General features: G+C 51.8%; 20 protein-coding genes. 7 read left to right on the top strand and 13 right to left on the bottom strand.

What is annotated here, in order from left to right; all coding sequences use genetic code 11:
- Positions 1-29 precede the first annotated feature (29 nt).
- From Ga0123461_RS05970 to Ga0123461_RS05940, 7 genes are all read right to left on the bottom strand, one after another.
- On the bottom strand, positions 30-491 hold the full coding sequence (locus tag Ga0123461_RS05970; protein ID WP_100277498.1) for a VF530 family protein: 462 nt from the start codon (positions 489-491) through the stop codon (positions 30-32).
- 177 nt (positions 492-668) lie between these two features.
- Positions 669-1160, bottom strand: a complete 492-nt coding sequence (locus Ga0123461_RS05965; protein WP_100277497.1) for an asparaginase domain-containing protein — start codon at positions 1158-1160, stop codon at positions 669-671.
- Between the two features lie 80 nt (positions 1161-1240).
- Entirely contained in the window at positions 1241-1501 is a 261-nt protein-coding gene (locus tag Ga0123461_RS05960) for a Txe/YoeB family addiction module toxin (protein ID WP_100277496.1), read from the bottom strand.
- Positions 1494-1748, bottom strand: a complete 255-nt coding sequence (locus tag Ga0123461_RS05955; RefSeq protein ID WP_100277495.1) for a type II toxin-antitoxin system Phd/YefM family antitoxin — start codon at positions 1746-1748, stop codon at positions 1494-1496. Before Ga0123461_RS05955 ends, Ga0123461_RS05960 begins: the two co-directional genes overlap by 8 nt.
- A gap of 153 nt (positions 1749-1901) precedes the next feature.
- Positions 1902-2147: an RNA recognition motif domain-containing protein gene (locus Ga0123461_RS05950; RefSeq protein ID WP_100277494.1), complete on the bottom strand. Its 246-nt coding sequence runs from the start codon at positions 2145-2147 to the stop codon at positions 1902-1904.
- Positions 2148-2367: 220 nt separating this feature from the next.
- Positions 2368-3003, bottom strand: coding sequence for a MarC family protein (locus Ga0123461_RS05945; protein ID WP_100277493.1), 636 nt, complete (start codon positions 3001-3003; stop codon positions 2368-2370).
- Positions 3004-3014: 11 nt separating this feature from the next.
- Positions 3015-4187: a N(5)-(carboxyethyl)ornithine synthase gene (locus tag Ga0123461_RS05940; RefSeq protein WP_100277492.1), complete on the bottom strand. Its 1173-nt coding sequence runs from the start codon at positions 4185-4187 to the stop codon at positions 3015-3017.
- Positions 4188-4673: 486 nt separating this feature from the next.
- Here Ga0123461_RS05940 and Ga0123461_RS05935 point away from each other — a divergent pair, with 486 nt between their 5' ends.
- Entirely contained in the window at positions 4674-5663 is a 990-nt protein-coding gene (locus Ga0123461_RS05935; RefSeq protein ID WP_418289132.1) for an NAD(P)-dependent alcohol dehydrogenase, read from the top strand.
- Positions 5660-6640, top strand: coding sequence for an NAD(P)-dependent alcohol dehydrogenase (locus Ga0123461_RS05930; RefSeq protein ID WP_100277490.1), 981 nt, complete (start codon positions 5660-5662; stop codon positions 6638-6640). Before Ga0123461_RS05935 ends, Ga0123461_RS05930 begins: the two co-directional genes overlap by 4 nt.
- A 248-nt stretch (positions 6641-6888) precedes the next feature.
- Here the strand turns inward: Ga0123461_RS05930 and Ga0123461_RS12340 are convergent, their stop codons facing one another.
- Positions 6889-7062: a hypothetical protein gene (locus tag Ga0123461_RS12340; protein WP_157819252.1), complete on the bottom strand. Its 174-nt coding sequence runs from the start codon at positions 7060-7062 to the stop codon at positions 6889-6891.
- Between the two features lie 70 nt (positions 7063-7132).
- Between Ga0123461_RS12340 and Ga0123461_RS05925 the strand changes: the two genes are divergently transcribed.
- Positions 7133-7642, top strand: a complete 510-nt coding sequence (locus Ga0123461_RS05925; protein WP_157819251.1) for a hypothetical protein — start codon at positions 7133-7135, stop codon at positions 7640-7642.
- A gap of 112 nt (positions 7643-7754) precedes the next feature.
- Here Ga0123461_RS05925 and Ga0123461_RS05920 read toward each other — a convergent pair whose 3' ends face one another.
- Positions 7755-9329: a flavin-containing monooxygenase gene (locus tag Ga0123461_RS05920; RefSeq protein ID WP_100277488.1), complete on the bottom strand. Its 1575-nt coding sequence runs from the start codon at positions 9327-9329 to the stop codon at positions 7755-7757.
- A 79-nt stretch (positions 9330-9408) separates the two neighbouring features.
- On the bottom strand, positions 9409-10491 hold the full coding sequence (gene serC / locus Ga0123461_RS05915) for a 3-phosphoserine/phosphohydroxythreonine transaminase (RefSeq protein ID WP_100277487.1): 1083 nt from the start codon (positions 10489-10491) through the stop codon (positions 9409-9411).
- A gap of 277 nt (positions 10492-10768) precedes the next feature.
- On the opposite strand from serC, the gene Ga0123461_RS05910 reads away from it, so the two are divergent.
- Positions 10769-12250, top strand: coding sequence for a diguanylate cyclase (locus Ga0123461_RS05910; RefSeq protein WP_100277486.1), 1482 nt, complete (start codon positions 10769-10771; stop codon positions 12248-12250).
- On the opposite strand, the gene Ga0123461_RS05905 is transcribed toward Ga0123461_RS05910, so the two are convergent.
- Positions 12238-13050: a symmetrical bis(5'-nucleosyl)-tetraphosphatase gene (locus Ga0123461_RS05905; RefSeq protein ID WP_100277485.1), complete on the bottom strand. Its 813-nt coding sequence runs from the start codon at positions 13048-13050 to the stop codon at positions 12238-12240. The genes Ga0123461_RS05910 and Ga0123461_RS05905 overlap by 13 nt on opposite strands.
- A 9-nt stretch (positions 13051-13059) precedes the next feature.
- Positions 13060-13959, bottom strand: coding sequence for a recombination-associated protein RdgC (locus Ga0123461_RS05900; RefSeq protein ID WP_100277484.1), 900 nt, complete (start codon positions 13957-13959; stop codon positions 13060-13062).
- Between the two features lie 152 nt (positions 13960-14111).
- Here Ga0123461_RS05900 and Ga0123461_RS05895 point away from each other — a divergent pair, with 152 nt between their 5' ends.
- Both Ga0123461_RS05895 and Ga0123461_RS05890 read left to right on the top strand, forming a co-directional pair.
- Complete coding sequence (locus Ga0123461_RS05895) at positions 14112-15239, top strand: carboxylate-amine ligase (protein WP_100278706.1); 1128 nt, start codon at positions 14112-14114, stop codon at positions 15237-15239.
- Positions 15236-16414 (top strand): M20 metallopeptidase family protein, encoded by a 1179-nt coding sequence (locus Ga0123461_RS05890; RefSeq protein WP_100277483.1) that lies wholly within the window; start codon positions 15236-15238, stop codon positions 16412-16414. Before Ga0123461_RS05895 ends, Ga0123461_RS05890 begins: the two co-directional genes overlap by 4 nt.
- On the opposite strand, the gene Ga0123461_RS05885 is transcribed toward Ga0123461_RS05890, so the two are convergent.
- Complete coding sequence (locus Ga0123461_RS05885) at positions 16408-16944, bottom strand: GNAT family N-acetyltransferase (RefSeq protein ID WP_100277482.1); 537 nt, start codon at positions 16942-16944, stop codon at positions 16408-16410. The two genes, Ga0123461_RS05890 and Ga0123461_RS05885, sit on opposite strands and share 7 nt — an antisense overlap.
- A gap of 175 nt (positions 16945-17119) precedes the next feature.
- Between Ga0123461_RS05885 and Ga0123461_RS05880 the strand changes: the two genes are divergently transcribed.
- On the top strand, positions 17120-18361 hold the full coding sequence (locus Ga0123461_RS05880; RefSeq protein ID WP_100277481.1) for a DEAD/DEAH box helicase: 1242 nt from the start codon (positions 17120-17122) through the stop codon (positions 18359-18361).
- Positions 18362-18459: the final 98 nt, after the last annotated feature.

Here is an 18459-nt window from a genome sequence, read left to right as displayed (position 1 = left end):
TGCGGGGGCAGCAGCGAGTCAGCCACCTTTTACCGCGCCCATGGATCAATCTTCTTTTTAGAGGGCTTCTTGCCCCACTGCTCTCGCTCAGATGACCTATTTGCACGCTTTTCACGCAACCTCTCAGCTGATTTGGTTGCACGTTTTTCGCGCAAGCGCTCTGCATCTTCTAAACTCAGCTCTTTAGGCTCACCCGGCGCCTGATCCTCTGGAATAACCCGTTCCCTTGGAGGCAGTGAAAACTGATCATAAGATGCTCTGGGCAGGTTTTTATATTCATACAGATAGAAGGCTTCAACTTTTTCACGCGCCCAATCCGTCTTCTTTAAAAATTTAACACTGGAATCAATGCTTGGATTGGTTTTGAAACAATTGATATTCAGATAGGCAAAGAGTATCTCAAAACCATAGTGATCCACTATTTCAACCAGCAGGTTTTTCAAACCAAGGCCGTGCAGGGGGTTGTTACTATAATTGATCTCATTGTTCATGAATGTCATCCCAAAGTGAGTAAGTAACGATATTGTACCCGTAACAGCATAGATAAAATATAGAGCTACAGAATATTGGGCAGTGTCAATCATCTTACCTGCCCCATAACTCCAAGCCCACTAAGCTTCTATTAGTTCTGCATCCTTAAGTGCATCACTGACAACTGTAAAGAGTCATCAAAGATCAGCCCGCTGAAAAATGCCCTCACCGCGATTCTTGCTGACGTCATCCCAGCGGAAGATGTGCCCATTCATCACCACAAAGACACCGGCACCCAGTAGCTGCACAGCGGTAACCGCACAGCCGAGGTTGAAGGTCGCATCGGAGTTGCTGATCGAATAAGGGATCATCGCCCCAACCAGCACTACCGTTTTGTTCTCCAGCTGCGGCCCCAGCACCCGCGCGGTATCAACCATCGTGTCGGTGCCATGGGAGATGATGATCTTTGACTCTTCACAAGCGCTACAACTGGCGAGAATGGTTTCCCGATCCTCATCATTCATCTCCAGGCTATCCTTGAGCATCAGCTGCTCGGTGCTGTAGTCCAGTTTGCACCTGCCCAGCTCCAGCATTCCAGGAATAAACGAATCACGGAACTCAAGTGCGCCGCTGATCTCATTATAGCGCTTACAGATCGTTCCACCGGTGATAAAAAATTTCACTTTCAAAAGTGCTGGCTCCTGTGGGAATATAATTCAGGCTTTTACGCTAAGCTTTAGAGTGAAGTACGGGGGCATATATTCATTGATCAGTAGTGGTAGCGGCAGGAGATGATGGTTAATCGGTTATCATCAACGGCATAAACCAGGCGATTAGATTCATCAATCCGACGAGACCAGAAACCAGAGAGGTTTTCACGCAGTGCTTCCGGCTTTCCAATACCTTCAAAAGGAGAGCGCATTGAATCCTGAATCAGGCGGTTGATTCGCTTCAGGGTTTTGCGATCCTGACTCTGCCACCAGAGATAGTCAGCCCATGCCTCATCTGTCCAGCATAGTAATTCAGGCATCAATCAACGGCTTTTCAGAAGCTTTCCCCTGATTATACTGGGAGATTGATTTTTCCAGATGGGCAACATTGGCAGAAGAACGTAGCAGGTGAACTGTTTCCATCAAACTGTTGAATGAATCCAGAGACATCACAACCGTATCGGCTGCATCTCGTCGATTAATAACTGTGTAATCGGCATCCTCAACAACCTCATCCAATACGCGTTTCAGATTGTTTCTGGCTTCTGAAAAATTGACAACTTGCATATTCAACCTCACAACATGTACTGTTTATTGCACAAGTATAGCTCGCAATGAAAACATGTACAATATACTGACCAAGTCAGACCTAATGCTCTTACTTTAACAGATTATAATCACTCAAGAGTGAGGCAAAGGTCTCGCCTTAACGGATTCCCTTTATTCAGATGGTTTGATCTCGTTGACGCGCAGCTTGCGGCCAGCGAATTCAGAGCCGTTAAGTGACCTGATTGCAGCATTCCCTTCGCTCTCATCAGGCATCACGACAAAACCAAAACCGCGGCTGCGATTGGTATTACTATCTGTGACCACTTCTACACTCGCAACAGTGCCGAATGCAGAGAAAAGATCGCGCAACTCTTCATCGTTGGTGCTAAAAGACATATTTCCAACATTAATTTTCATACTTAGTTCCTCAAAATATCTGACCCTACACAACGGGATCAGGCTTTTACTGTTTGGCTTTGGGCGCACATCCCCCACCCTCATAGGTTACAGGGTCGGAGCAAGCTAACCAGGTTCTACAATTTACTACAGGGCAACCTATTCACTCTTCAGCATTCACATTGAAACAGAACCTGTTTCCTGAGCTTAGAAGCTCATTTCACATGCCAACAAAGGACTATTAAGCTGCAAGTGCAGGAAACAGTTCTTTGAGGCCATTGGCCATAATTTCGATGGCAATGGCAGCCAGAATGAGGCCGAACAGGCGGTTGATGATTTTCAGCCCTGTATGCCCGAGGACCCTTCCTATGGTTGCCGCCATGCGCAGAGTAATCCAGAGCAACAGGCAGACCAGCCCGATTACGAGCACGACAGGCAGAGCATGCAGTTGGGCATCGGAGCGGTGCATTTCGATAATCACGGTGCTGATCGCCCCCGGTCCGGCTAGTAGCGGGATAGCCAGAGGCACTACGCCAATACTACTTTTCTCTTCGGCTTCAGCCTCCTCCGACGGGGTGCTTCGCAACGCACCTGTCTCTGCCTGAAGCATGGATAGCGCCATAAGCAGCAGCACAATACCACCACCAACACGAAACGATGCCAGGCTGGTGCCCATGGCCTGCAGCATCGATTCACCCAACAGCAATGAGACAACCAAAACAAGAAAAACCGTTGCTGACGCAACATTTACAGCCCTTCTCCTTTCGTAATTTGTAAACTTTATAGTTAGCGCCAGCAGGATAGGCACGGCACCAAAAGGATCCAAAATAACAAACAACGCGGTAAACAGACGTGTATATTCTGTCCAGTGCTCCATCAGAGAATCTCTTAAACAGCGACCTGATCAGCCACAGCATCTACAACATGGGCATGGGGATAGTGCGACTCACGATTTTGAAACGAAAGGATCAAGGGATTCTGAATCACACCGCTATCAATGTTGATGGCCTGCCGAATGGTCTCACTGTTCTGCCAGCCACCGCGCCCTGCCAGCACACTCGGCAAATAGACAATCAGTGCGGCAGAGATTGAGCGCGTTGCACTCTCCCAGAGATAGCTGGGGGTATGGTCTACGGCGTAGTAATCGATGGTTTCAAACTTAAACATCGGTTTTTTGAATGTGGTGGGTTTGGCAAAAAAGAATCCCATGCCCTCATCACAACTGACATCAATAATCAGGCTGTTGGGCTTGAGGCACTCACTTTCCGATTCAAGAACAAAGTCGGTAGGGCTCTCTGTCTCCTGAAAGATGCCGTTAACGATGATATCGGATTCACGGATCAGCTCGGTTAGCGGTCGCATGCTGCCATCGTGTTCAACCACGACCATGCGCGACTCACCCTCAACGCCTTTCCTGACCTTGACGTAGTGACAATCAAGAACCTCTTCACGCACCTCATGATCAGGGCGCTGGGTGCAGATGGTGATATCCCTGAAACCATGCGCCTTGAGCGCGTAGATCGCGCCACGACTGACCGCGCCAAAGCTGAAGATAATCACCTTTCGCTGGTTGCCGTAGTGGCCATCAATGCCTTTAAGTTGCAGCGCATGGATAACGGCACAATAACCGGCCATTTCGTTGTTTTTATAGAATGTGTGACGCCCCATATGACCGTTGGGTGCCCAGACAAACATATCCTCAAAAGCAATGAGCGTCTGCTTGCGATCAAGGGCTTCCTGAGTGATGTCACTTTGCTGGACGCAATGGACATAACCCCAAAGGGTGCCCCCTTCTTTTAGTTCCTGCAGATCGGCCAGTACCGGCTTGGCAACAATCACTGAACCGATGTCGGCCAACAGTTCGTGGCGTGTGGCCAAACCACCGCACTGGGCAGCAATCTCCGCATCTGAAATGCCCAGTGGTGCGCCGTAGCCCTCTTCAAATATCAGCTGGCTGCGCAGCTCCTCAGGAATACGTGAGAGATGCTCAGGATGGATCGGCAGGCGTCGCTCATCCGTTTTTTTTGAAGTCCCAATGACTCCCATTGATAATTTATTCATGCTCTTTCCTCTTTTGTATAATCAATACCTGGAATTTCATGAACGAATGATCAGTGCCGCAAATGAGCTTGCTTGTAGGTGTTCTGCTCTGTCGCAAGCGCTCCAGAGTTTCAAGAAAGTGATGCTGTTTAAATGAGTGGAAAACAGGATGGAAGGCTTAATCAGGAGTATTTTCGAAGAAGCTTTCAGTCTCTTTATGAAACGATAGTAACAGAAAATGACCGGTTCTCCTAACCGGCGGTCACGATGAACGTTTACAAAACAGATTAAATATCACCTCAAGCCTTGCCTATTCGCCTTCAGTTCCCGGCTGGTCACTGCGTGAGAGCTCCGGGAACACAGTTTATGTATGGAAATAATTTATTATTTTCTCCCCGGAACTTCTCAATGTTCGAAGAAGAGATGCTCCGTACCCTCGTGACCGTATCAATCGCCGTTTTTTGTCATTCTCCGGAATGCCGCCTATAGTAAAAACAGATATGGGAGATGCTTTTGAAAGCAGTTCTTTTTAGCGAATACGGATCGCCGGACGTTCTTCGGCTGGATGAGCTGGAGAAACCGATACCGAACGATAATGAGGTGCTGGTCAAGGTGCATGCAGTCTCCGTCAACTCGTGGGACTGGGAGCTTCTCAGGGGAACACCGTTCATCAACCGCGTCATGTTCGGAATTTTCAGGCCCACAAAAATTCGTGCACTCGGTTGTGACATCGCCGGATGCGTTGCAGCCGTCGGCAGCCAGGTGACGCAGTTCAAGCCGGGCGATGCGGTGTTCGGAGATCTCTCAGGCGGCGGCTGGGGCGGCTTTGCCGAATTTACCTGTGCCAAAGAGTCCGAGCTGACGCTGAAACCTGAAAGAATGAGCTTTGAGAACGCGGCAGCGATGCCCCAGGCCGGTCTCCTCGCCCTGCAAGGGCTCACCTACAAAAAGCATGGCAGGAATGAGCAGAAGGTGCTGGTCAATGGCGGAGGCGGCGGTGCCGGAACCTTCGCTATCCAGATCGCCAAATCGTTCGGAGCTGAAGTTACCGCAGTCGATAGTGCGGAGAAGCTGGAGACGATGCGGCAGTGTGGAGCCGACCATGTCATCGATTACGCGCAAGAGGATTACATCAACAACGATGAACAGTACGACCGCATCTTCGATTGCGTAGCGCGACACTCCATTTTCGATTACCGGCGTGCGCTGACGCGTGGCGGGGTTTATGCCATGATCGGCGGCGACTCGGAAACAAGTGTTTTGCAGATCATGCTGCTGGGTCCGATCCTCTCCATATTCGGCAATAAAAAGTTCGGCATCGTCATGCACAGGGCTAACAAGGGGATGCAGGAACTGATCGATCTGTTTGAGGCTGGTAAGGCAGTGCCTGTCATCGAAAAAACATATTCCCTGAGCGAAGTTCCAGATGCGCTCCGCTATTTCGATGCGCGGCACGTTAAAGGCAAGATCATCATCATGCCGCAGGAGTCATCATGAAAGCTGTCGTGTTCGATGCCTATGGGCCACCTGAGGTTCTTCATGTCGGCGAGGTGGCAAAACCGGCGCCCAAAAATGATGAGCTGCTGATCCGCGTACATGCAGCTGAGGCCACCAAGGCCGACTGCGAATTCCGCAGGAGCAGGTTCGCCGTCAAATGGCTATGGCCTACGACGCGCCTTTTTACGGGCATCACCAAACCCAGACTCCGTGTGCTGGGGTGGTATTTTGCCGGCACGATCGAGTCGGTTGGAAGCTCCGTCACCCGCCTGCAACCAGGCGATGAGGTGTTCGGCTGCACCAAGCTCCGCATGGGCGCATACGGCGAGTTCGTCAGCCTGCCGGAGAGTTACAGCATTGTACCCAAGCCTGCGAACATCAGTTTCGAAGAGGCTGCCGCCGTACCGCTCGGCGGACTCAATGCCCTTCACTTTATGACCCTCGCCAGCATCAAGCCGGGTGGAAGCGTGCTCATCAACGGTGCGGGTGGAAGCATCGGCAGCTTCGCCATCATGATCGCCAAAACAATGGGGACTGAGGTTACCGCCGTCGACCGCACTGAGAAGCAGGAGATGCTACGCTCCCTCGGGGCCGATCATGTGATCGACTATACGCGTGAGGATGTAACGAAAAGCGGTAAGCGTTTTGACGTGATCATGACGATGGTCGCCCAAAGCCCCTACTCCGGCTTTGTCGGCATGCTCAAGCCCGGTGGCCGTTACCTGATCGTAAACCCCAGACTCTCCGACATGGTTCGCTCGTTCATCACCAGCAGGTTCAGCGACAAAACGGCGACCTTCGCCTTTGCCGGAGAGAAGCCGGAGGAGCTGCTACAGCTCAAGGAGATGATCGAGGCGGGCAAGATAAGGCCGGTACTCGATCGCGTTTTTCCGATGGATCAGGCCGCCGAAGCGCATCACATGGTTGAAACCGAACAGCGCCTTGGAACCATTGTCATCAGGATCGGTGATGCATGAACACGGATGTGTATCCGGGGAAGATTTTGCATGCAATATCCAAGCACCTCACCCACTACAGAGTGAATGTGACTTATAAGTTGGATTAAATAAATATATGAAAAACAAAGAAAACACCCTTCCAATCAGAATCAGAAGAGGGCTTTGATCTATCGATTAGCTGCTGTTAACCCTGTGGTTGCTTTCAAGCAACTCCTTGAGGCAACCAGTTCTCATCCACGCCCTCTTCCAGATTTTGCCCCGCCACTCTAGGCTGTCGTTATGTTGAACGGCAGCAGCACCCAAATATCTATACACGCTTCAACGACGATCATAATCGTCGCCATGCTTCTCTCATTGGTGGCAAGTGGATGCACAACATCTTCGTCGCAAGCGTTACGGTACTCACAATCAGAGGTTGAGCGAATTCCCCTGACAGCCATGCGGAAACTCCTGTTATCGGGATCGGACAGCGTTAGCATCGTCGTCAAGGCGCCCCCGTACCCTGGACCATTGACCGTTCAACGGTCGGACGGCGATGAACACGTGGTCGTCGCCAATGCAAAAGGAGCGGTGAGCCGGCTGCCAATTGGGGAAATCAGTGAGGTTTACCATGTGTATCATCTCAAGCAACAAACTGTACAAAGTGCCCCAAGCAACACAGCGGAAGCAGTCGGTGAAACGCTGATATATGCCCCCTTGATTCCAGTTGCAGTCGTCACTTGGCCCGTGCTCAGTTCGATGGGACTCGACGAGCACAGAAATTCCGAAGACCGAGAAAAGGCTCTTCTTCTTTACCAGGGCATGACGAGATCTGAGTTGGAGGCAGTTCAGGGAAAACCTGTTGAGAAATATAATTGCTTGAGACAAAGTGGCAAAGGCACACCTTACGAACTGTGGGGCTACGACAAGGAGAAGGTTATTCGAGCAGCACGCTATCTTTTTATCAACCTGGATGATGGCAAGGTCGGTTTTGCCTCTTTCCGCATGCCCGGCTGGCTGGAGTGCTCTCCCATAAAGTAAGTAGCACGGGTGGGAATCGAAAAAGCCCCCTGCTTTCACAGAGGGCTATGTATCGAGTGAGTGTAGCCTTGATTGCTTTCAAGCTCCTTCAGACAAGCAGCACGCTACTTCTTCACTTTAACAGGTGATAATCACTCAAGCGGAACCATTTGCGTGAAAAGATAAACCCGGTCACCGGTTCCGGGGAGAGGCTGGTGACCTCTTCAGACATATTCTTTCTGTAAAAGGCGGTAGTCGTGGCATTCTGCCAGACCGTCTTCTGCATCTTTGCTCTCATTCCAGCGACATACTGATCCTGAAGATCTTGTTTAGGCTCGATCGCCTTAATGCTCGCATCCTGTTTTACCGCACTGATCGCCTGCACGATATAATCGGTAGCCACCTGCATATAGGACATCTGAGAGCTATGGCCTGAGCCGGTGTTAGGGCCGTTCACTTTGAAATAATTGGGATAACCGGAAACGGTTATGCCTTTATAAGAGGCAATCTCTGTTTCCCATTCACTGTTGAGGTTGCGGCCACCCTTACCATTGACCTGAAAGGTCAGCGCCCGCTTCATATCCGAATAGGCATAATATCCTGTGGCATAGACGATGATATCCAGATCGATCTCTTTGCCATCCTTTGTTCTGATGCCTGCAGGTGTAATGCAATCAATGCCGCTGATATCCACATCGACATTATCCCGAGCCAGTGCTGGCAGATAACTGTTGGTCGGGATCACGCGCCGACTACCCAACTCGTAATCGGGCATCATATGCTGGCGCAACTTCTCATCCTTTATATACTTATCAAGATGCTTTTCCAGCCTTCTGCGGTAGTGGGCTTTCATATACGGCGCAAGCCTTGATATCAGCGGATAGCGGCGAAAGGCAACAAAACGGATATCATAAAAGATAAATACGAATAAACGGATAAGGTGGCGAATACCCGGCAGCGTTCGAATATAAGCCTCAAGAGCACTGTAATCGCGATCAGAACGAGGCAGAATCCACTGCGCTTTGCCCATAAAAAGGGTTAAGCGGCCTACATTCTCAGCCATGGCCGGAACAATCTGCGCCCCTGAACATCCCGAGCCGATCACCGCGACACGTTTGCCCTTATAAGTGACAGAGTGATCCCAGTGGCCTGCGTGGAACTGCGCACCCTTAAAGCTCTCTGCACCATCAATCTTGGGCGTATGCGGGTTGGCCAGCACACCGCTGGTGTCGATCACAAATCGGGCGGAATACCTATCACCCGACTCGGTCTCAACATGCCATATGCATACGCTCTCATCGAAGGTGAGGCTTGAAACTGTACAGTTCGTTTTCGCCTTTTTTCTCAGGCCGAACTTCTCGATGATATGGTTCGTGTAGGCGAGCAGTTCGCTTTGCGGGGCAAAGGTCTTCCTGAACGGAAAGGGAACAAAGGAGATGGAGTACAAGCTGGTTGGGATATCCACCTCGGCTCCCGGGTAGGAGTTGATCTGCCAGGTTCCGCCTAACTCAGGGCTTCTTTCCAGCAGGAGAAAATCATTAAATCCCTTTTTCTGCAAACGCAGAGCAGCAAGCAGCCCTGAAAATCCTGTACCGATGATCACGGTCTCAAAGTATTGAGTCTCCTTCTCTTCCTCCCTGGTGCCCTGTGCTGTCTCTTTTGCTACTAATGGCTCTGCTGCGAATTCATTTGGACCTTCAATTGGCATAACTCATCCTTGAGGTGTAACACCATTTAGCCCCCTGCTTTCGCAGAGGGCTTTGATTTCTCGATCAGCGGGGTTTGATTTAGCCCTGCTTGCTGGCGAACTCCTGCATGAATGCCACCAGCGCATCCACGCCCTCTTCCGGCATGGCGTTGTAGATACTGGCACGCATACCACCGACTGAGCGATGGCCCTTCAGGGTTACTAGGCCGCGCTCCGCAGCGCCTTTAAGGAATTCCGCATCCAGACCGGCATCAGCCAGTGTGAATGGTACGTTCATCCATGAACGACCATTGATTGCCACAGGGCTACCGTAGAAGTCAGTGGCGTCGATGGCGGCGTAGAGTTTGTCAGCCTTGCGCTTGTTCACCTCGGCCATGCCTTCAAGACCGCCCTGCTCCTTGATCCACTCAAAGACCAGACCGGCCATATACCAGCTGTAGGTCGCAGGTGTGTTGTACATTGAGTCGTTCTCAGCGTGAGTGCTGTAGTTGAACATGGTCGGACAGCTCGCCGATGCCGTGCCCAGCAGGTCATCGCGGATAATCACGATAGTGAGCCCCGCAGGACCGATATTCTTCTGTGCACCGGCATAGATCATGCCGAATTTGGAGACATCAATCGGACGTGAAAGAATCGTTGAGGACATGTCTGCAATCAGAGGCACGCCATTGGTCTCGGGAATATAATCGAACTCAACGCCGCCGATGGTCTCATTCGGCGTATAGTGTACATAAGCCGCGTCAGAATTGAGTTTCAGCTCTGCCTGCGTCGGCACTGAGGTAAAGCCACCCTCAGAAGTATCAGCCGCAATATTTACCGTGATATAGCGTTTTGCCTCGGCAATCGCCTTCTTCGACCACATGCCTGTATTGATGTAGTCGGCGCTCGTTTTATCGCCCATCAGATTCAGCGGAATCATGGCGAACTGGGAAGAGGCACCGCCCTGAAGAAAGAGCACCTTGTAATTATCAGGGATCGCCATCACCTCGCGCAGATCTTTCTCTGCTTTTGCAGCAATGGACATGTACTCCTTGCCGCGGTGACTCATCTCCATCACGGACATGCCTGAGTCGTTCCAATCCAGCATCTCCTGCTGCGCGCGCTCGATAACGGCAGTCGGCAACATTGCCGGGCCTGCACTGAAATTAAACTTTCTTGCCATGGTTTCGCTTCCTTTTGTTAGGTTGTCCGAGGAAAGATGAACTGTTTCCCCTCCGGTTTTGTTAACGCCAAGAGGCTAGCTCGGTCATTGCGATTCCTCAATGCGCGAAAAAGAGAAAACGGCGGATGCGTTAAAGGATATTGAAAACCAGCAAAAGAACTGAAGCTGATTACAACCGGCAAAAAAGTTATCTCAAAAAAAAGCTAAAGACTCATGCAGATTTACCGATATATATTTAATAATTCCCCACATACACGGTGAAACCAGGAGGTGTTCCGTGAACCAAATCAGGAGCGCAGAGGATCTGCAAAAACTTGCTGAATCGCTGGCAAGCGTCTGCCACAACTCGAAAAAAGCTGATGTTCTTATATTCGGTGCCGGTACCGGTGGCCTTGCGATGCTCGAGGCACTGAAGGATTATAACGGTATCAATATCACCGCCATCGTCGATATTACTGAGAATGCTCCTGCATTCGCACTTGCCCGGCATTTGGGCATCAAAACCTCCACGCAGTGCGATGAGGTACTGGCGTCATTCAGGGAGGGCATCGTCATCGATGTCACCGGCGACCCCGAACTTTATAAAAAACTCGACGCCTTCAGTGCGCCTCACCATATCGAATTGATCTCAGCCAAATCAGCCAAACTGCTCTTTGACCTTGCCAACCACCAGCTTCACGATGAGCAGACTATCCAGAGCCAGTCTGCCCGCATGGGCCTGCTTGATAGCATGCTGGAGGTAACGCTGCTACTGGAGAGTAGGCCTCCACTCAACGATATAACCTGCAGATCATTTGAGGATATCCACGGCCACATTCAAGCAACAAAAGGGCTGGCTGTGATGTTTGATAAAGCGGATGGAGCCGTGGAGTTTATTGGCGCAATAGGTGACAAAAAACCCGCCTGCGAAGGTTCCACCTGCGACTTCTCTGCCTGCAGTGCCATACGTAAGGTCTGCAGCGCAGTAAACAAAGTGGACCGCTTCAAAAAAATCACCCCTCCGATTCGACTGGGCTGCTCTGAACTGGATACCGAATACAATATCATCCTGCCGGTATGGCAGGATGCACATCTGGCGGGCGCACTGCTGTTCGATATTCAGGGAGAGTTGAGCAAGGAGCAGGTAAGCTCGCTGGAGATGGCCTCTGCCCACCTGAATATGACATTCAAGACTCTGGACCACCTGCACAAGCTGGAGGAGATGGCGATCTTCGATGCGCTAACCGGCGTGTTTAACCGCCGCAAATTTGACATGCAACTGCACCACGAAGTCAGTCGAATCAAACGCACCCGCAACGGCACCCTATCCTGTGGTTTTATAGACCTGGATGACTTTAAACAGATCAACGACACCTATGGCCATGGCGTCGGTGATCTGGTGCTCACACATATCGCGCAATGTATTGAGAGCAGCCTCCGTGATTACGATATCTGTGCCCGCTACGGTGGCGATGAATTTGTCATCCTCATCCCTGCCGACGATGCGATTGAAGGTGATGGACTGGAGCTTATCGGCATGCGAATACTGGAGAAGGTATCCAGATTCCGCCTTGAAAAACATCCTGAAATCAGGGCCAGTGTCTCGATTGGAATCTGTACCCAATCAAGCGAGACTGTCGATGCGGTGTCACTGATGAAGCTGGCAGACGATGCCCTCTATCAGGCAAAAAAGAGTGGCAAAGGTTGCCTGCGTATTAAAGCCGACGAACAGTTCCACTACAGGGAGAGTAAAAAGCAGAGCAGTACTTATTCGGCCTGAGCAACGATGGCCCACTTACCTCTCGGCTTCAATCTGGCCAAGGTCAGCTCTTCACCCCATACGCAGCCTGAATCCAGCCCCAGCACATGCGGCTGATCTTTGACAAGCCCCATGGCTGCCCAGTGCCCGTATACGACGCTGCAGTCCCTCTTCCAGGCTATCCGCTTATGTGCAAACCAAGGCCTGTCTCTGGTGTCGCGACTCTCACCAGACCGAGTGTCCCAGTTAAAACGCCCGTCACTGGTGCAGTAGCGGACGCGTGTCAGAACGGCAGTTGAAAACAGGCGCCTGTCGGGGCACCCTTTTTTGGGTTCACGGCGCGGGAACTGCCTGTGATGAAGTTGCCTACAGAAATCCTGCCACTCGTCACCCTGCAACATCACCTCGATTTTCCGTGCCCGTTTTTTTGCTTTCTTGAGTGTCCAGTCGGGGTGCAGGCCCGCATGTACCATGCACCAGTGAAGCTCACTATCATGATGCAACAGGGGGCGATGCCGCAGCCAGTCAATCAGTTCAGCGCAATCTGGCGCATTTATCACCTGATCCAGCGTATCACGGCGGTATGATCCACCTCCGGCAACCAGTTCAAGCAGGTGAAGGTCATGGTTGCCCAGCACACAGACAGCCGAATCGCCAAGGCTTTTGAGAAAGCGTAAGGTTTTAAGCGAATCAGGCCCACGGTTAACCAGATCACCGGCGCACCAGAGCACATCTTTTACAGGATCGAACCCCACCTTCTTCAGGAGAACTCTCAGCTGTTTGTAACAGCCCTGAATGTCACCAACTGCATATGTTGCCATACCGGAAGCCTACTCGTTTGAATTAAGTGCAGCCAACAGGGCCGGGATAAACTCAGTCAGTTCAGAGGTCATAATGACAAAGTCGGCATCAAAGCGGCTCGCCTCATCATCGCCTCCATCTGCTTCATCCAGCACTGCCGAATCAAAGCGCATGCGATGCACGGAGAGATCCTCATGCAGCACAAAACTCAAACGCTCCTGCCAGTTCATCGCCATGCGCCGAACCCGGCAACCGGTCGATATATGGGCACGAACTTCATCACGGGCAATATCAATTTTACTGCAACGGATCACACCGCCTGCCTCGGTCGCAACATGCATCTCACAGGCATCCTCGAGGGTAAAACCCTGCGGTAGGTTCGAATCATTGAGCAGCCAGCGGGTCATCGCGCCTTCAGGCGATTCCGAGGTGGATGGCAGCACAACATTAAGCGTGCCCAGTGTCTTCCTCAGCGTTTCGATCAGTTCTTCGCTCTTTTTGGCACTGGCCGCATTGACGATCAGCCAGCCCGATTCAGGCAGAATACAGGCGAATGTCTGGCTGGAGCGCACCATCGCTCTGGGCATCAACTCCTGCAGCACGAGATCCTTGAGGTCACGGCGCTCCTTGCGACCGACCGGACGTCCCGCTTCAGCTTCGATAGCCAGCGCCCGCTCTTCAACCTGTTCACGCACCAGCGAGGCGGGCAGCACCTTATCTTCACGGCGCAGGCAGAGCATCAGGTTGGCACCACTCTGAAACACCAGCATCTCACTGCCCTGGCCCAATGGCGGGCACCACCCTTGGGTATCCATCTCCATATGACCACAACGGCGCGCCTTGCGCGTCAGCAGCGACTCGTGAAGCTGCTCGGCGGTCATCTTGAATGGCGCCTCGAATCGATAAAAGTGCATGTTTTTAAACCACATAGAAGGCCCATCCTGTCTGCGGAAGCAGCTCTCTGCTGCCACGGTATTTGCGTGCGGAGCGCAATGTACCAAAGGCTTCAAACATCACAACATATCTCTTCCCTGTTCCTTTAAATCTTCATAGAACCCCTTTCATGCGCTATACTGAATGCATGCAAGACACTGTTGAGAACATTCCCTTCAACAGCTCCCGCCTTGGCACGCTGGGTGTCGAGATGGAGTGGATGTGTGTGGATGCAGATTCGGGCGAACAGGTGCCTGCTGCACCGCATGTTTTCTCTGCCCTCGGAATCACGCCACGCATCAAGCCGGAACTCTTTACCTCAATCGTAGAGACCAATACCGACATCCAGAACAAAACACCCGATGCCATGTCACAGCTGGCCGACCTCTACATTCAGGTTGCCAGTGTTCTAAAAGATCACAATGCCGCCCTGCTCTCCTCCGGTACGCATCCTGTCTCCCACTGGCGCGACCAGGTGATCAGCGACGATGAGCGCTACCATAAGCTACTCAAACGGCTGCAGTGGGTGGCGCGCCGTTTCAATATCTGCGGCATCCATGTCCATGTCGGCATGCCTGATGGCGACAGCTGCATCCGGGCCATGAACAACCTGCTGCCGATCATGCCGGTCTTTCTCGCCATCTCGGCCAACTCCCCCTTCTGGCACGGGGAAAAGACAGGCCTTGCCGCCAGCCGCATCAAGGTCTTCGAGGGTTTAAGTCAGGGCGGCATGCCCTTCTATTTCGCCGACTGGAAGGATTTCGAATACTGTACCGCGAAGCTCACCACCACAGGCAGTATCGAGTCGGTTCGTGACATCTGGTGGGAGATGCGCCCCCACCCAGATTTCGGTACACTGGAGGTGCGTGTTGGCGACATGCCGGCCCGATTTTCAGACAGTGCCGCCTACATTGCCTATGTGCGTGCCGAGGCGATGGCAGCCGCAATGGATATAGAACGACCCAAGGTTCATCCCTCGCTGATCCGAGAAAACCGTTGGCGGGCCTGCCGTTACGGAATTCATGCGACAATTATTGACCCCTTCAACGAGCAGCTTTCCCCGGTGCTGGAGTGGCTGGAGAAACGACTGGACCAGCTTGCCGCTCAAGGCATTGCCGGCAGTGAGCTTGAACTCGTATCAGGGCAGATCTGCCACTGGCGAGCACATGGCGGTGGGGCTGAATCGCAACGAAAACTGTTTGATGCAAGCAACGATTTTTCCGCCATGATACGTTCCATGCGCAACCTGGACGGATGGAGTAAACTGAGACGATGAGTGTGACCCGCGATCAACTGAGCAGGAGTGTTGAGTCCGTGATAGCGGAGACCATCCGCATCCGCCGCTATCTGCATGAACACCCTGAACTCTCGGGAGCGGAGCAGCAGACCGCCCTTCTGGTAGCCGGCGAGTGCCGCAAACTGGGGCTTGAGGTGAAAGAAGGCATCGGTGGCTTTGGCCTGCTAGCCACACTGAACATCGGTGCAGAGAAACCATGGCTGGCTTTCCGTGCAGACATGGATGCCCTGCCAATAAAAGATGGAAAACAACTCCCCTACAGCTCCCGCGTCGAAGGCGTTTCACACAGCTGTGGCCATGATGCGCATACCGCCGTACTGCTCGGTGCCGCAAAGGTGATCTGCAGCCTAAAAGAACATCTGAATTACAATATCGCCTTTGTTTTCCAGCCTGCCGAGGAGACCTGCGAAGGCGCCGCGGCGATGCTGCGCGAGCATCTTTTTGGGACGCTCAATCCTCAACAGATCTACGCTATGCATGTCTTCCCCTACCTGCCGGCCGGCTCCATCGGCATGAGGCGGGGTGCGATGTGTGCGGCGGCTGACATGTTTGATGTCGAAATCATGGGGCGCGGCGGACACGCGGCACGGCCGCATGAGTGTATCGACGTGATTCTGATTGCTAGCCATGTGATCCAGGCGCTGCACCATATCGTCAGCCGCAAGGTTAATCCGCTGCATCCGGCTGTACTGACCATCGGCCAGATTCAGGGTGGTTATGCAGGCAATGTAATTCCGGACAGGGTTCAGTTTACAGGCACTATTCGCAGCCTGCATCCGGAGTCGCACGAGGAGATTCGCGCCATGATGGATCGCATCATCCGCCAGACCTCGGATGCCTGGGGAGCGACAGCTCGATTCACCCTAAAACAGGCCACGCCTGTTTTAATCAATGACTCGAGTCTTCTTGCACAAGCCGTTGATATTATTACTGAATCAACATCTGGAATTGATCTAATTGACCTTCCAGACCCATCGATGGGTGGTGAGGATTTTGCAGAGTTCATGCGCGATATTCCGGGCTGCCTTTTCCGCCTAGGCACCGGTGGCGGGCCTGAAACACGCTACCCCCTGCACCACCCCAGTTTCGATATTGATGAGTCATCGATGCGCTCCGGCATCGCCGCCTTCGCCGCCTTGGCCCTGAATCAGTAAAGCTCTTCCCCTGTCGTTAGCCCTTCAAACATCAATACAACAGGGTTCGCCGTGGTGCCAATGAAATAGGGTTCAATGCCGAGTCGCTTAAAACCATCCCTTTCATAGAGGCGGATAGCACCATTGTTCTTCTCCCAGACACGAAGCCAGAGCCCTTTAAACCCGGCAGCAAGTGCTTGCTGCTTCACTGCTTTAAGCAACCCGTTACCGATACCCATGCCATAGTTTTCGGGTCTCACATAGAGGCGAATCAACTCGATTACCCTCTTATCCGCGAGTTGATCAGGTCTTTCTGTTTCGGCCAGTTTTGCGTAGCCCACAACACCCTGCTCAGTTTCTGTAATAAAATAGGTCGCGGCTTTGGCAAGGATTTCCGACTTCAGTAGCTCAGGATCAAAAAACTTCGCCAGATAGGAGTCCATATCGCTCGGCAGAACGATATCCCCGTAAGCTAGTGCAAATGTCCTGCGCCCTAATTCAACAATAGCAGCCACATCCTCTGGCCTCGCCAATCGGGTTTCAAAATCCATAGTTCTTTCTCTTACTTCCTCTTTACTGACAGGTTGGTGATATTATTCCACATTATAGCTGCCCGCCTAAGCTGTACCAGCCCGTCTTAACGCTACTCCCCCTGCTTCGTTGCTTTGATCCTCTGAATCCCTGAGTCTTGCGGCAATCCATATCTGTTCAGTAAACTGAGGCACCATGAAGTTTGATCAATATTACATCTCCCAAGACATCAAAAAGAACCTGAAGAAACTCGGGTTTATACGCCCGACTGATATCCAGTATAAAGCGATCCCCTCGATTCAGAATGGTGAAGATGTGCTGGCCATTGCCCAGACAGGCACAGGTAAAACAGCCGCGTTTGCCATTCCGGTGATTGATAAAATTCACCGCGCAAAAACCAGCAAGCGAACCCGTGGCATCAGCTGCGTGGTTATGGCGCCAACGCGTGAACTCACCATGCAGATCGGCAAGGTCTTTGACACCCTCTCCGCCCACACCAAGGTGAAAACCTTTGCCCTCTACGGCGGAGTTGAGCAGGAGCGCCAGATCGCCAAACTTCAGGATGGCATAGATATTCTGGTTACTACGCCGGGACGAATGTTCGACCTAATCAATCAGAAAGTGATTAACCTGAACATCGTCAACACTCTCGTCCTTGATGAAGCCGACCACATGCTTGATCTCGGCTTTATTGAAGATATCAAATACGTTAAAAAAATGCTTCCACGCCACCATCAGACCCTCTTCTTCTCGGCCACCATTAACGATGAGATCAGGAAGCTTGCCTACTCGCAGGTGAAGAGTGAGGCAATCCGCATTCAGGTTTCACCTCAGGACAAGGTCTCTAAAAACATCGCCCACTCCGTGATGTTTGTCGATCAGGATGACAAGCGCTTTTTCCTTGAGCGTTTCATCAATGAGAACCCTGAGAGCAAGATAATTGTCTTCGTACGCACCAAAGTGCGTGCTGAGCGCGTTGTAAAGGCCATGGGCCGCGTTGGCATCGATGCGATAAACATCCATGGCGATAAGGATCAAAAAGAGCGTACAGAGGCAATGCGTCAATTCCGGGAGGGTGAATGCCGCATCATGGTAGCCACCGATGTCAGCGCCCGCGGTATCGACATCGCTGATGTCACTCATGTGATCAATTACGATCTGCCGGAAAAGGTGGAGAACTACGTGCACCGCGTTGGCCGCACAGGACGTGGCATGAACAAGGGTATCGCCATCTCATTCTGTAGCCTGGAAGAGCGGCCGCTTCTTGAAGAGATTCAGGCGTTTCTCAACAAATCGATCGAAATACTCAACATCAACAAAGAGGATTATGCAGCCACCCTCGCCCTCTCACCTGAAGCCGTTGACCTTAAATCACTGGTCAACGAACACGATGCCTGGCTGAACCAAAAGAAACCGAAGAAACGAAAAAAGAAGTAACTCAACACCTGCTGTCAACGCCCTCGCGCTGATCAGAATCACACCGAATCCAATAAAGGATAAAGGGTCACATTCCCTTTAGCCGTGAGAACAGAGCG

This window comes from Mariprofundus aestuarium, assembly GCF_002795805.1.
Taxonomy (GTDB): domain Bacteria; phylum Pseudomonadota; class Zetaproteobacteria; order Mariprofundales; family Mariprofundaceae; genus Mariprofundus; species Mariprofundus aestuarium.
This window is presented reverse-complemented; position numbering and strand designations above follow the sequence as displayed.

What these genes read in the sequence shown, in the direction of transcription:
- serC (WP_100277487.1), bottom strand. Translation starts at nt 10,491, where the DNA reads ATGGCAAGAAAGTTTAATTTCAGTGCAGGCCCGGCAATGTTGCCGACT.
- Ga0123461_RS05935 (WP_418289132.1), top strand. Translation starts at nt 4,674, where the DNA reads ATGCTTTTGAAAGCAGTTCTTTTTAGCGAATACGGATCGCCGGACGTT.
- Ga0123461_RS05895 (WP_100278706.1), top strand. Translation starts at nt 14,112, where the DNA reads ATGCAAGACACTGTTGAGAACATTCCCTTCAACAGCTCCCGCCTTGGC.
- Ga0123461_RS05920 (WP_100277488.1), bottom strand. Translation starts at nt 9,329, where the DNA reads ATGCCAATTGAAGGTCCAAATGAATTCGCAGCAGAGCCATTAGTAGCA.
- Ga0123461_RS05960 (WP_100277496.1), bottom strand. Translation starts at nt 1,501, where the DNA reads ATGCCTGAATTACTATGCTGGACAGATGAGGCATGGGCTGACTATCTC.
- Ga0123461_RS05950 (WP_100277494.1), bottom strand. Translation starts at nt 2,147, where the DNA reads ATGAAAATTAATGTTGGAAATATGTCTTTTAGCACCAACGATGAAGAG.
- Ga0123461_RS05885 (WP_100277482.1), bottom strand. Translation starts at nt 16,944, where the DNA reads ATGGATTTTGAAACCCGATTGGCGAGGCCAGAGGATGTGGCTGCTATT.
- Ga0123461_RS12340 (WP_157819252.1), bottom strand. Translation starts at nt 7,062, where the DNA reads ATGGCTGTCAGGGGAATTCGCTCAACCTCTGATTGTGAGTACCGTAAC.
- Ga0123461_RS05955 (WP_100277495.1), bottom strand. Translation starts at nt 1,748, where the DNA reads ATGCAAGTTGTCAATTTTTCAGAAGCCAGAAACAATCTGAAACGCGTA.
- Ga0123461_RS05890 (WP_100277483.1), top strand. Translation starts at nt 15,236, where the DNA reads ATGAGTGTGACCCGCGATCAACTGAGCAGGAGTGTTGAGTCCGTGATA.
- Ga0123461_RS05970 (WP_100277498.1), bottom strand. Translation starts at nt 491, where the DNA reads ATGAACAATGAGATCAATTATAGTAACAACCCCCTGCACGGCCTTGGT.
- Ga0123461_RS05880 (WP_100277481.1), top strand. Translation starts at nt 17,120, where the DNA reads ATGAAGTTTGATCAATATTACATCTCCCAAGACATCAAAAAGAACCTG.
- Ga0123461_RS05930 (WP_100277490.1), top strand. Translation starts at nt 5,660, where the DNA reads ATGAAAGCTGTCGTGTTCGATGCCTATGGGCCACCTGAGGTTCTTCAT.
- Ga0123461_RS05900 (WP_100277484.1), bottom strand. Translation starts at nt 13,959, where the DNA reads ATGTGGTTTAAAAACATGCACTTTTATCGATTCGAGGCGCCATTCAAG.
- Ga0123461_RS05945 (WP_100277493.1), bottom strand. Translation starts at nt 3,003, where the DNA reads ATGGAGCACTGGACAGAATATACACGTCTGTTTACCGCGTTGTTTGTT.
- Ga0123461_RS05905 (WP_100277485.1), bottom strand. Translation starts at nt 13,050, where the DNA reads ATGGCAACATATGCAGTTGGTGACATTCAGGGCTGTTACAAACAGCTG.
- Ga0123461_RS05940 (WP_100277492.1), bottom strand. Translation starts at nt 4,187, where the DNA reads ATGAATAAATTATCAATGGGAGTCATTGGGACTTCAAAAAAAACGGAT.